The 14,058-nt window shown below is 32.4% G+C and carries 10 protein-coding genes; 4 read left to right on the top strand and 6 right to left on the bottom strand.

Translation table 11 applies throughout. The features are described from left to right. The first annotated feature begins 2 nt into the window (after positions 1 to 2). The 4 genes from EOV51_RS05845 (at position 3) to EOV51_RS05830 (ending at position 6,902) form a co-directional block, all read left to right on the top strand. On the top strand, positions 3 to 2,978 hold the full coding sequence (locus EOV51_RS05845) for a tetratricopeptide repeat protein (RefSeq protein WP_128150822.1): 2,976 nt from the start codon (positions 3 to 5) through the stop codon (positions 2,976 to 2,978). Positions 2,979 to 3,005: 27 nt separating this feature from the next. Beyond that, positions 3,006 to 4,748 carry a TonB-dependent receptor gene (locus EOV51_RS05840; RefSeq protein ID WP_128150820.1) on the top strand — a complete coding sequence of 581 codons (1,743 nt, stop codon included), beginning with the start codon at positions 3,006 to 3,008 and terminating at the stop codon, positions 4,746 to 4,748. Between the two features lie 159 nt (positions 4,749 to 4,907). Then, entirely contained in the window at positions 4,908 to 6,593 is a 1,686-nt protein-coding gene (locus EOV51_RS05835; protein WP_128150818.1) for a GH32 C-terminal domain-containing protein, read from the top strand. An 87-nt stretch (positions 6,594 to 6,680) separates the two neighbouring features. Continuing rightward, a complete protein-coding gene (locus EOV51_RS05830; protein ID WP_128150816.1) occupies positions 6,681 to 6,902 on the top strand; it encodes a PspC family transcriptional regulator in 222 nt (73 codons plus the stop codon). Between the two features lie 12 nt (positions 6,903 to 6,914). Here the strand turns inward: EOV51_RS05830 and EOV51_RS05825 are convergent, their stop codons facing one another. The 6 genes from EOV51_RS05825 to EOV51_RS05800 are packed head-to-tail and all read right to left on the bottom strand — an operon-like array spanning position 6,915 to position 13,883. Continuing rightward, positions 6,915 to 8,102 (bottom strand): glycoside hydrolase family 26 protein, encoded by a 1,188-nt coding sequence (locus EOV51_RS05825; RefSeq protein WP_128150814.1) that lies wholly within the window; start codon positions 8,100 to 8,102, stop codon positions 6,915 to 6,917. Next, entirely contained in the window at positions 8,099 to 9,010 is a 912-nt protein-coding gene (locus tag EOV51_RS05820) for an NAD-dependent epimerase/dehydratase family protein (RefSeq protein WP_128150812.1), read from the bottom strand. The genes EOV51_RS05825 and EOV51_RS05820 overlap by 4 nt, the downstream gene beginning before the upstream one ends. After that, complete coding sequence (gene rfbG / locus EOV51_RS05815) at positions 9,001 to 10,113, bottom strand: CDP-glucose 4,6-dehydratase (RefSeq protein WP_128150810.1); 1,113 nt, start codon at positions 10,111 to 10,113, stop codon at positions 9,001 to 9,003. The genes EOV51_RS05820 and rfbG overlap by 10 nt, the downstream gene beginning before the upstream one ends. Beyond that, entirely contained in the window at positions 10,098 to 10,874 is a 777-nt protein-coding gene (rfbF, locus tag EOV51_RS05810) for a glucose-1-phosphate cytidylyltransferase (protein ID WP_128150808.1), read from the bottom strand. Before rfbF ends, rfbG begins: the two co-directional genes overlap by 16 nt. Then, positions 10,871 to 12,475, bottom strand: a complete 1,605-nt coding sequence (locus EOV51_RS05805; RefSeq protein WP_128150806.1) for a glycosyltransferase family 2 protein — start codon at positions 12,473 to 12,475, stop codon at positions 10,871 to 10,873. The genes rfbF and EOV51_RS05805 overlap by 4 nt, the downstream gene beginning before the upstream one ends. 4 nt (positions 12,476 to 12,479) lie before the next feature. Beyond that, positions 12,480 to 13,883, bottom strand: coding sequence for a tetratricopeptide repeat protein (locus tag EOV51_RS05800; RefSeq protein WP_128150804.1), 1,404 nt, complete (start codon positions 13,881 to 13,883; stop codon positions 12,480 to 12,482). Positions 13,884 to 14,058: the final 175 nt, after the last annotated feature.

Here is a 14,058-nt window from a genome sequence, read left to right as displayed (position 1 = left end):
TTATGCAAAAAAACATCAAATGGCTTATTCCTTTATTAGGAGCTAATTTATTCGTAAATGGCCAACTATCGGAAATCTACTATGACAAAAATTTTAAACTTACTACTGCCAAAGAATTATACTCCGATGAAGCATATAGAGGAACTCAGTATATTCTTAATGATTTACTTAATTTTTATCATTTAGAATTCTATCAGCAGGAGATTGCAAGCTTTTATGATGCTTTAATTGGACTAATTCTTCAGGATGAAGGTGCTGAAAGTAATTATGATGCTTTTACTGTAAAATATCCTCAGAGCGCTTTAGCTGAAAGTGCTCATTTACAGTTAGGAAACTATTATTTATACCATCAGGATTACTCAAGAGCTGTTCAAGAGCTAAGTCAGATCAACATTGAAAATCTACCTTCGGAAAAAAGAGCAAATCAATATATTAAGCTTGGCTATGCTCAATTCATGAATCAGGATTATGCAGCCGCCGAGAAAAATCTTCAGAAAGGTTCTGCCACAGATAAATATAAAGATCAGGTAACTTATCTGCTGGGACATATAGCCTATACTAATGGAGAGCATATTGTGGCTAAAGAAAAATTCACATCTCTAATAAATAACCCTGATTTTACAGAGAGAATCAAGCCATATCTGGTTCAGATTTATTTTAATGATGGTGAGTATGATTCTGCTATTTCAGAAGGAAAATCACTTTTATCTACTAATAAATATCCGGAATTGAATACGGAAATATCAAAAATCATAGGAGAAAGCTATTTCAGACAAAAAAATTATTCTGCTGCTGAACCTTATTTAAAAACTTATGTCTCCCGTTCTAAAAACCCATCTTTGTCGGATTATTATCAAATGGGATATGTACTATACCATGATAAAAAATATGATGAAGCAGTTAATTATTTTAATAAAATTACTGTCGGAAGCTTATCTCCTATATCTCAAAATGCATATTACCAATTAGGCAACTCTTATTTAAAAACATATAGAAAAAAAGAAGCACTTACGGCTTTCAAAGCAGCTTCTGAAATGGATTTTGATAAAACTATTCAGGAAAATGCCTATCTTAACTATGCTAAGCTAAGTTATGAAGTAGGTAATCCATATGAATCTACTCCTAAGGTCTTAAGTAATTATCTTCGTTTATATCCGAAATCTCAAAATACATCAGAAATAAACGAATTACTTTTAAAATCGTTTATAAATTCAGGGAATTTTGCTGAAGCTTCAGAGCTTATTTCTAAAATTAAAAACAAATCACCTGAGATAAAACTAAAAGAGCAAGAAGTTGCTTATGCATACGGAATTCAATTATACAATCAAGGGAAAATTCAGGAAGCCTCTCAAGAATTCAATAAAGCTAAAAGTTTAAAAAATGGTTCTGAATTTTACGCCCGTTCCTTATACTGGAGTGCAGAATGCCAATATCTATCAGGAAATTATAAAACAGCAATTGAAGATCTTCAGAACCTCCGTAATTCTGGTATTACAATCCCTGAGTCGCAGCAAATATCTTATCAGGAAGGTTATTCATATTTGAAACTTAAAGACTTTAGCTCAGCAGTCACTTCTTTTCAGGAATATCTAAAAAAACCCAAAGAGGAATATAAATCAGATGCACAACTCAGACTTGCTGACGCACAACTGGGAAACAATAATCTGGATCAGGCTATTTCGCTTTACAACCAGGTATCACAGTCTAACAATAATGACAGCGAATATTCACAATACCAAAAAGCGATTATTTACGGATTAAAAAACGAACAAAAAAATAAGATTTCCGAACTTGAGAAATTTATCAAAAATTATCCTAAGAGTGATAAATTAACGGATGCGTATTTTGAATTGGGAACAGCTTATGCTGACGTGGAAGATTTTACAAATTCAAATAGTTACTTTCAAAAAGTAATTGATATATCTCAGAACAACGATTTAGTTGCAAGTGCATATTTAAATAAAGCAGATAATTACTCAGGTCTTAAACAATATGATAGAGCAATTTCCGAATACAGCCGTATCGCAGATCAATATCCTAAAACGCTTTATGCACAACAAGCGGTTAACGGAGCTAAATCATCGTTTATAGATAGTGGTAGAAGTTCGGAATACGAAAATTGGGTTAAACAAAAAGGATATACACTTACAAAATCAGATGCTGAAGAAATCACTTTCATTTCCGCTCAAAAAGAGTTTTTGAATAAGAACTATGCAGCATCCGCAAAAAATTTCGAAACTTTTTTGAAAAAATATCCGGATACCAGTCGGGAAATTACTTCACGATATTATTTAGGAGAAAGTTATTTTCAGTTAAATCAGACAGAGAATGCTTTAAATCAACTTAAACCTGTAGCTTCTGTAGCCAATGAAAACCAGGAGGAAGCTTTAGTTCGTATATCCCAAATCTTCTTAAAACAGGAAAAACAGGAAGAAGCGCAAGCTTATCTTGAAAATCTATACCGCATAACTGACAATAGTTCGTATAAATCTTATGCCGAGTTAGAATTAATGTATATTTATTCTGATAATAAAGAATACTCTAAAGCCAATGATATGGCGACACGGGTGCTGGGAAATTCAAAAAATCCGGCAACTGTGATGGAACAAGCTAATCTTATAAAAGCCAGAAGCTTATACTTTACAGGAAAGACTAAAGAAGCCCGTAATTTATTTACTACTCTGGAAACATCTAAAAATAATGCAGTTAAAGCTGAAGCACTATATTATAATGCAATGTTTAAAAATAAAGATAAAAAATATGATGCAAGTAACACTCTGGTCTTTACTCTGACTTCCAAGTTGTCAGATCAACAGTACTGGGGTGCTAAAGCTTTGTTAATTATGAGTGACAACTATTATAACCTTAAAGATAATTATCAGGCTACTTACATTCTGGAACAGATAATTGATAATTATAAGGAATTTCCGGATGTTACTGAAGAAGCACAAGCTGCATTAACCAAAATAAAAAAATAAACTTGATTCATCTTAGAACGTAATTTTATGAATACTCATTATAAAACACTATTCACTCTTTCATTTCTGGTCTCTCCTTTAGTATTTTTTTCACAAATAAAAGAAGAAGTACTAAATGTAGGAAAAAAGAAACAACCGGAAGTGAATGTTAAAAATATTCAAAAGAAAAAAACTAATCCGGAGAGATACCCTCCTTCCGAAAAAACAGATGATAAACCAGTTGATACACTTCAGTATTCAATTGTTGATGTACCCGCAGCTTCTGAGTTTCAAACCTCACAACTCCCTCCACAACCTCTTAATACGGACTTCAAAGAAACATATTATGATAATTATGCGAAAATCGGATATGGAAATCGTAATACCCTCCTTGCAGATGCTTACGTCAGTTATCCTATAGATAATAACAGAGTAGGTATTAAATTTTCCGCATTGTCAACTGATGGACCCAAAAATAAATATGATTGGAAAACATCTTCCTCGACCATTGATGCCGAAGCATTTTATGAATTAAAGTTAAAAACAGGAAAATTACATTTAGCTGGAAACTATCTATACAATGGCTCCAATTATTATGGACTCAATATCCCTGAGTTGTTTGCTACTCCAGACATGGATTTAAAACAAAATACAAATAAAATTACATTTAAATCCGATTATGACCTATACTCTAACAACTATCTGGATAAGGCATCTTTACAAACAGGATACTGGTGGGATAAATTCGGTTCGAAAGAGAGCTTTGTTGATATAAAGGCTAAGCTGGCAAAAAGTGACGAAAGTGCGTCTTTAATGCTTCCCGGATTAAATTTTGCTGTTGAAGCCGATGTCTTATTTAACTATACTAACACACGTTTTGGACTGGATACTGAAAATAAATATTCCTATTTAACTGCAGGATTTTCACCTGTACTGAGAATTTTCAGTCAGGGTTCCTACCTTAAAATTGGTGGAAACATTGCCTATAATGGTGAGTTGGAAAGCAACAATACCAAATTCTTTTTCCACCCAAAGGCTGAATTTCTTTTTCATGCATTTAAAGAGTTAAAATTTTATGCAGGCATAGATGGAGGACTTAAACTTAATAATATGGCTGAGCTATCTCAAAGTAATCCTTATTTGTTATCTAATCAAACATTGCGACCGACCAATACTTTATATAAAATATATACCGGAATCAAAGGGGATGTTGGTGAAAATTTTAAATATGAAGCTGAAACTTCATTCAGTAAAGTTGAAAACTTTTTAGTTTACGTTCGCTCTCCTTATGATGTGACTGCTACATCTCTAAAAGCTTACAACAGGCTTAATACATTTAGTGCTATCTATGACGACGGAAACATCTTCACGATTAGAGGTTCTATGCAATACTTTTTAAATGGAGATCTATATCTGGGACTTGACGGTGAATTTAACCATTACGATATGGAAAACTTAAAAGAAGCTTATCATCTTCCCAGAATAAAGATAGGTATTGATGGAGGCTATAAAACTTTAGGAGATAAACTTAGACTTAATGCTAAACTATTTTTAGTAGGAGACAGAAAAAGTAATTATTATTATTACGATCCTACAACTTCTAATTATTATGAAGGAATTATTTCACTTGATAACTATGTTGATTTGAATTTATCTGCGTCTTATCAAATTATTGACCAATTCTCTGTTTTTATTAACGGAAATAATCTGTTTAGTAAAAATTATGAGAGATTTCAGGGTTATAAAGTTTTAGGTGCTCAGATTATGGGAGGTGTACTAGTTAAATTTTAACTTACATAAAAAAACAGCTATATAAGCTCATAAAAGAGCCCCGGAATTTTCCGGGGCTCTTTTTAATATTACTTTATTATTTTTTTATTTAAATTTTTAAAATCGATTAAAAGAGGAACATATTTTGATGATTCATAGAAAAAACACTAAAAAAAGTATATGATACATACAATAGATATAAATACTTCTGATAAATTTCTCTTACTACCTATTGAAAATAGTGCCCCCGAAATAAAAATTTATTTTGAAATTGATGGTAACCAAATTATTTTTCCTTTAAGTGCACGTTTAGCCTTAACGCAGGTTGACTATTGGATTCCGGTAAACATAGAAAGATTTACCGGTCACAAAATATCGATCCTATTAAATGAAATTAATGAACAATATTCCAGTCATTTAAAAATAACTACCGCTAACAACTTCGATTTTAATTATGATGAGTCTTATCGCCCACGATATCACTTTTCCCCATATTACGGATGGGCAAATGATCCCAATGGGATGGTTTATTACGAAGGATACTATCATCTTTTTTATCAATTTAATCCGTTTGGAACCACCTGGGGGAATATGACCTGGGGGCATGCTGTAAGCCAAGATTTACTTAACTGGGAACATTTACCTGAAGGACTTTCTCCCGATGAGAGGGGAACTATTTTTTCTGGTAGTGCTGTAGTTGATGTCAATAATACGGCAGGTTTTGGTAATAATGCCTTAATTGCTATATATACAAATAGCGGAGAAATTCAAACCCAAAATTTAGCCTTTAGTTTAGATAATGGTAAATCATTTAGTAAATATTCTAATAATCCTGTACTTTCAGATTCTTCTTTGGTTGATTTCAGAGACCCTAAAGTTTTCTGGCATAAGGCCAGCAAACGATGGATTATGTCTTTAGCAACCAGTCAAGCTATACGTTTTTATAGTTCCACTGATCTAAAAACCTGGTCTAAGTTGAGTGAATTCGGACAAGATGTAGGTGCTCATGATGGCGTTTGGGAATGCCCTGATTTGTTTCCTTTACTTTTTGAAGATAGAGTTTTTTGGGTGCTTCTTGTGAGCATTAACCCGGGAGGTCCTAACGGAGGAAGTGCAACTCAATATTTTCTTGGAAATTTTGATGGGAATAAGTTTACGCCTTTAGATCTTCCCTATCCTTTGTGGCTGGATTATGGCAAAGATAATTATGCAGGTGTATGCTGGAATAATACTCTGAATGAGGAAATATTGTTTATCGGATGGATGAGTAACTGGGAATATGCAAATCTGGTTCCTTCGGTGAATTTTAAAAACGCAATGACCCTGCCTCGAAATTTAAGGTTATTTAATAATGGCATTCATTTAGCTATTGCATCATATCCTATTCATGCTGTTGAAAAATTAAGAAAATCAGTTACAGAGTATGAATTAAAAAATATTACTCAGCCCTCAGTTTCCTACCAATTACCTAAAGATTCTCAGGGGTGTGTAGAGATAGAGCTAGTCTTAAAGTTACAAACCTCATCAAAATTTGAAATTTCACTTTCCAATGACCTGGGAGAAAATACTATTTATTTTTTCCTTATAAATGAAAACCGTATATATATGGATCGTTCTAAAAGCGGAATTACTAATTTCAGCTCAGACTTTATAACTACCATTCACGCACCATTTGCAACACAAGAAATAATTACAATTAATCTATTTCTTGATAAGGCTTCTGTCGAGTTATTTGTGAATAAAGGAGAAAGCTCAATAACATCCGTAGTCTTTCCGAAGAATCCTTATAACACTTTGACTTTAAAATCTGAAAAAAGAATTCCGGAAATTCAACGTTTAATAGCTTATACATTAGATAAGGATTAAGAATTAATTTTAAAACACCTTGTTAATTTTATTTGCTTTGAAACTGAGTATTTTATAGATTTGTTAAAATTAAACTATTCCTCAATTATGATTGAAAAATTGAGAACTTTTTTAGAAGCTAATGGTTTTGAAGTAATTTCCCGTGTTTCTGAAAAATTCGGAATAAGAGCATCAAAACTCAGATTGTTATTTATATATCTATCTTTTATTACATTAGGAGGTATTTTTGCGATATATTTAATTGGCGCTTTTTTCCTCTGGTTAAAAGATAATATAAAAACAAAGAGACGATCAGTATTTGATTTATAATCATTTAATCCATCAGTATTTTTTTTCTTCTAAATTAAATTTCAATATATCTTTAAATTCTTTTTTTATTGCTTTTAATGCTTCTGAATCTTTTTTAATTTGCCAGTTAACAATCCTGTTTGTCACAGTATGATCTTCCGGATAATGGTAAAAAATGATAGATGTTACTGAAGGATATTTTTCTGGAAGTCTATGAAGGGCATCAGCAAACCATTGTGCTCTGTCTCCTCCATCTTCGAGTGATCCGAATTCTGAAATCATTATCGGCTTTTTAAACTTATCCAGCTCTTCATAATGATTACCAAAAAGTTCATCAAAAGACCACCATTTACTCCATATAGCTACCGTTCCGTAATTGAGTATTCCCGTTGAGACGATGTCTACATAGGCATCTCCAGGATAATAGTTATCAATATGGGTATAGGCAACATGTGGACTCCAAACCCAGATAATATTATCTGCTTGCTGTTGTGAAAAAACTTTATGAATATGCTGCCATGCCTTTATATAATCAGATGGGCGATTTTTCCCCATCGGCCCCCAAGGATAACGGTAAGGATCATTCATTTCATGACCAAATCTTATATACACCGGATGACCAAACTTTTTTGCTTTTATTGCCCATTCTTTTACGTAGCTATCGTACACTCCTTCAGAAACATCCAGCATGGAACGATCTTGTCTTTCCTTTAAAGGTTTCAAATTATATGCTTTTTCATCAAAATCACTAATCCAAGGTTCCCAGGTTATGACAGGGATAGATCCTAGCTCGTATATAGCTTTTACCGATGCTTCAGGAAACTGCTGCTCTGGTTTACTTCCCCAGGCAGAAAAGATGTGTATTAATGGAAAGCTAATCTTTAACGAATCTTCTAAGTTTATTATATTTTCAAATGAATTTTTACTACTTGCATCTGAAGCTCCTAACAATATAAATTTAGGTTTTATTAATTTTTGTTTATCATTTTTATATTTAGCAAACCACTTAAATTCACTATTTCGATGTTTCTCCCTTTTATTGAGAATAATCTGATGTTCAACTCCATTAATTGCTTCCTCTACTCTATCGAATAAAGTGGTGAAGGGACCTTTTGATTTTTCACTGATAGATGATATAGCATATGTTAAACAAAAGGCTATAACCAGCGCAAGGCTAAAATATAAAATACGACTTATTTTTTTTAGAAAATTTTTCATCATAAGTAATTTTTTAAGCACTCTTCAAGGGCATTTTCCAAACTGAATTTTATTGAAAACCCTAATTTGTTCTTGATTTTCGCATTACTACCCACCATTTCCCAAATTTCATTTTCCCTGTAGGGAATTGCTCCAAACCTAACGTTTCCTTGGGTGGATATTTTATCAGTGACCAGTTGAGCCAAACTTTTTAAAGAAACTCCATTTCCGCTGCAAACATTAAATGTTTCACGATATGCATCTTTGTTTAATGAACATTTTAGTAAAGCCTGAACCACATCTTCAACATAAAGAAAGTCTCGTATCTGTTCTCCTTCTGTCATCAGAAAATCTTCATTTCTTTTTAATGTGTTAATGAGTTGTGGTATAAAAAAATTCTCCGGCATATCATTTCCGAAAAAATTAAAAATCCTCAAAATAGTATAATTTTTATCGTGAATAGTACTGAAGGTACGGATCAAATTTTCTGCATATACTTTGCTTAAAGAGTAAGGAGAAGCTGGATAAACAGCTTGTTCTTCTATAAAAGGAGAATTAAAATCGCCATAAACTTCACTACTTGAAGTAAATATAAAATTTTGATATGTACCGTTCTTCAAAGCTTTCAAAAGATTATATGTTCCGTTTAAGTTGCATTCTACTATAGCTTCATATTGACCAAAATCCCTGTTTCTGTCTATATTGGCAGCCAAATGATAAATTATATCAGGATTTAAGCATCCTAATGCTTCTTCCACTTGTTTATAATCTGAAATATCTACTTTGAAATGGTTACTAGCATTGTTGTCTTGTAAAGAAAAAATAAATATTTCGGACTCTTCTTGCAGTAATTTTGAAACTAAATGTTTTCCTAAATATCCGTTACCACCGGTAACCAATATTTTCTTTCCTTTAAGGCTCATTATGTCCATATAATATTATTTTTATGCGCATCAGTAATATAATCTTGTAAATCTTCTTCAGTGTTAATCTTTCCTTTTAAATAATAATCTTTATACCATCCTACGGTTTTATTAATAGTTTTTTTTATTTCCCAAACCGGATACCATTTCATAATTTTATTAGCTTTTGAACAATCCAGCATTAACAAATTAGCTTCATGGTGATCTGCTAAATTTTCATTGTACTGAACATTAATTGAGTTCCACTCTTTCTTACACAAAAAGATCAGATCTTCTACTGACAGATTACTTTTACTTTCAGGCCCCAGATTCCATCCTTCGGCAAAGCTATCGTCTTCTAATAATAGCCTCCACCCCAAAGTCAAATATCCACTCAATGGTTCCAGGACATGTTGCCAGGGACGGGTTGCTTTAGGATTTCTAATTTTAACCTGTTCATTCTGCATAACCCCTTTAACCATATCCGGTATTAATCGGTCATGTGCCCAATCTCCTCCTCCAATTACATTTCCGGCTCTTGCACTAGCCAACAAAACCTCATGTTTCTTTTTGTATTCTGAATTTTTAAAAAAAGAATTTCTGTAGGAAGAGGTTACTAATTCTGCACAGCCTTTAGATGCACTATAAGGATCATATCCCCCCATCGGATCATTTTCCCGGTATCCCCATATCCATTCTTTATTTTCGTAACATTTATCGCTCGTAACATTAATAATACCTTTAACTGAACTAACCTGCCTACAGGCTTCCAAAAGGTGTAAAGTCCCCATTACATTAGTCGAAAATGTGTCAACAACATGAACATATGATTCTCTTACTAAAGCTTGCGCTGCTAGATGAAAAACCAGCTCTGGCTGAATTTCTTTAATATACTTTTTGAGAACTTCGAAATTTCTTATATCTCCAATATGCTCGTTTATTGAAAGATTCAACAAATTTACATGAGCATTTTCAAATTCTGGTGAAAGTGAAAATCCGTAGACATCTGCGCCCATTTTTTGCAGCCACAGGACAAGCCAGGATCCTTTAAATCCGCTATGTCCAGTAACCAGTACCTTTTTACCTTTATAAACTCCTCCGAAAAGTGACTTATAATTTACCATATTTTCCATGCTGCTTGTTTATTTTGCCACATTTCATTTAACTGCTTATTATCTCTAAGTGTATCCATTGGTTTCCAAAATCCTTTATGTTTATAGGCATAAAGCTCACCGTCTTCTGCTAATTTTTCTAACGGTTCTTTTTCCCATATCGTTGATGGACCATCAGTTATGTAATCGAAAATTTTAGGTTCACATACAAAGAATCCAGCATTAATCCATCCCCCATCGCCTATAGGCTTTTCTACAAAACTTTTAACATTTCCTTTTTCTGATTCAAAATCAACGCCACCAAAACGACCTTCGGGCTGTACGGTAGTCATCGTCAAAGCTCCTCCATGACTGTTGTGAAATGCTAATAAATCTTTGATATTAACATCACCTACCCCATCACCATAAGTAAGCATAAATGGTTCATCTCCAACCGTATCTTTTGCTTGTAAGATTCTACCTCCTGTCATTGAGTTTAACCCTGTATCTAATAAAGTAATTTTCCATTTCTCACATTTATTATTTAATATATCTACCTGATTATTAAATACATCTATAGTTATATCACTGTTATACATAAAATAATTCACAAAATATTCCTTGATTACATTTCCTTTGTAACCTAATAAGATAACAAAATCATCAAATCCATACCTGGAATAAATTTTCATTATATGCCAAAGAATCGGATAGGCTCCTATTTGAATCATAGGTTTAGGTTTTAAATCTGTTTCTTCACTTAGTCTGGTTCCAAAACCACCTGCAAGAATTAAAGTTTTCATATTATTTCGATTTTATTGTTAGTAATATTGATTTTCTCCCAAGGATTATCTTCTTTTAGAAAAATTGCTTCCAACGCAGCCATAATTCCTAAAATTGATTGAAGGAATGCAATAAAAGAGAACGCGACCATTCCCCAGGTTTCCTGTATAGTTAAATAGAGTTCGCTTTCCGGTAAATAATATCTTCTGCCAATGTAAATAAGGGTAACTCCAAGTATAAAAAAAATGCAGTATAGAAACAGGGGTTTAACAAAAGGGGTAAAAAATTGATTTTGTGCTGTTTTAGCTGTTGGAATGTAAGGGATTTTTTTATTAAACAAAGCTAATAGGAAAGCATAAGTAAATACGGGCCAACAAGCATATTTAAGAATCATTCCTCTCCAATGAAACCCTCTTTCAGTAACAGGATCACATAAATATTTCTGCGCAAATGCATAAATTATGATGGCTATAGCTAGTATGGGTATAAATTTCACAAGAAATTCAGAAAAAACCATATTAGCCGGAATAATATATGCGAAGAAATACAGCAGTGGAACCAGTATAAAGAAAAAGGTTGTAAGTCCACAGAAATAATAAGTTCCGATTGAAAAATACGATATTTTCTGCCAAAAAGTAAATTTACCGGCAACTTGAGGTAAGTCTTCAAATAGAACTTCAAAAACACCTCGTGCCCATTTTAGTTGCTGTTTGCAAAACGAACCAAAATCTTCCGGAACTAATCCTCTGCTAACAATCACCGGGTTGTATACAGATTTCCAACCTTGAGCATGAATTCGCAGTGACGTCTGTAAATCTTCCGCCAGTCCCTGAGCATGTCCTCCGATACTCTCCAGAGCTTTACGCCTAAACGTACAATTTGCACCTATGGCCACTGCCCCTCCGTAGCCAAAAAAGCCCATCTGTGTAGGTCCATAAAATGTATAGGTCTGCTCTGCTGCTCCTTTTGCCACAAAAGAACGATATTGATTATAATATCCTTGACTAACCTGAACAAATCCTACATTATCATCTTCAAAAAATCCAAGGGTCTGGTTTAAAAAATTTGGAAAAACTATATGATCAGGATCTAATATTAATATGAATTCTTCCTGAGTTCTTTTTAGAGCTTCATTAACCTTTCCTGCTTTGGCTCCCGGAATATTAGATAAATCCATAAATACTATCTTGTATTTTTCAGCAAGAATCTTGAAATTTTCGTCCTGTGTACTATCCAATAAATATGTGGTATGTGGATATTCTAAGTTTTGCAATGCTTTGAATGTGTTTTCAAACATTGAAATTGGTTCACCAGGAGCACTCGTAGTGAAAACCGCAACAGACAATCCTTTTTTAGGTTCAGGTACTATCACTGGTTTTTTTATTCGTAAATAATTTATCCAGATAAGTATGATTCGGATCATTTCATACCAGAAAAAAGTGCTTAATATTACAAATAAATATGTATAAGCAACATGAAACTCGGTAAACCACCATTCACCCAAATTAATCATCAGCAATATTCCCGTAAGGGTAAGTACCAGTAAAATAAACCGACTAAATTTACTAACGTTTTTAGCGTTTTTACTTTTCCACAAATCGTTATGCAATGAGGTTCTCATATATTTAAAATCTATAATAAAATGTTAGACCCGCTTTATCCTGACTATAAAATGAATTTTCCTGATATTGATAATGCCCACTTAGTACTGTATTTTCAGAAATTTTATAATTTAATCCGGCTTTTAAACTAAAAGGCAGATTTTTATCTGTATAATAATATCTCTGAAAAACATATTGACCTTCGGCATTAACACCACCAAAAACAACCGGGCTTTCATTTTGGGCTTTAAATGCGTAGTTTCCGGATATATCCAATATAAAGCTGGGAGTTAAAGAAATGCTTATAACACCTAATATTGAATGAGTAATTTGTTGTTTAGGCGTAAAGTAAGGGTCATATACTCCTTTTACTTCCCCCCAGCTGTTGATTAAATTTGAAGTTGTTTGTGGATAATATAATATAGTTTTAGAATCAGAAAAACTGAATCCATATCCTGCTCTTATCTGAACTTTGAATAAGTTAAACGGCTTGCTTAAAACCCAGCCTCCCCAATTATTTACATAATTATCTTTATAAAATTTATGTTGATATATTGCTTTAATCGAAAATATCTGTTTATTTTCATATTCTACCGATCCTGATAAAATATTCTCAAATACTTGTTTTTGCGTACTTCGTAAGGTATATGCGTATGACAATCTGCTAGCAGAAACTGCAAAATTTAAATGTCTGCCTATTTTCCTTTGAATGTTTAATTCACCCAGCCAACCTGTAGATTCTGAAAAATGTTTAGAAATACCCAGAGCAGAGTATATAATAAATTTGGATTTATCTACATAAAATGTATTCCCTATTTTAATCGTAGCTATTTGCTTATCAGTACTGAAATTTTGATTTTCAATTAAGATTTTGGGATTAAGATTTTTATTTCTATGAATACCTACTTCAATCAATTCAGAATATGTGGTTAAAACCTGGTTATCCGAGGTGTAGTCAAAATTAATTTTCAGATATGGCTTTGATGAATTTTGGAGTTGTTTCTCTAATTCTTTTACAGCTTTATTTTCATGATCAGATTCTTTAATTTTATTTATGCAGATTCTAGTTTTATTATAGTCATTTCTCCATAAATTTATATATCCTAACATCAGATATGCTTCTGTATAGATAAAATCTTTAATATCCGATTTTAATAAATAATTCAATTCTGATTCTGCCTCCTGTAAATTTACTGAATTATATAATGTTTTTGCATAATTAAGTCTTAATTCTCTATTATCTGAGTTGTTAGCTATTGCTTTATTGTATAAGGTTCTGGAGAGTTTACCATTACCCAGTTCATAGGCTATTTGACCTCCCAACCAATTTGCATAAACATCATCAGGATATTTAACTAAATATTCTTTTAAAACAACCATGGATTCATAGTATTTTTTATGTTTAAAAAAATATTCCACTTTTTGCATTTCAATATTATTTTGGCCTTTTACAAATAAATTTACCATAATAGAAAATACTAAAATGATTTTATTTACTCGCATTTGATGTTTTTATTTTAAATTAGTATACAAATCTATAAACCAAATCTGAAGTAATCCTGAAGATTTTATCTTATTAAGGTTCGATTAACCTATCAATCTA

Origin of the sequence: Apibacter raozihei, assembly GCF_004014855.1 — a bacterium.
GTDB classification, from domain to species: domain Bacteria; phylum Bacteroidota; class Bacteroidia; order Flavobacteriales; family Weeksellaceae; genus Apibacter; species Apibacter raozihei.
The sequence above is the reverse complement of the archived record's forward strand: the minus strand, read 5'-3'. Positions and strand labels throughout refer to the sequence as shown.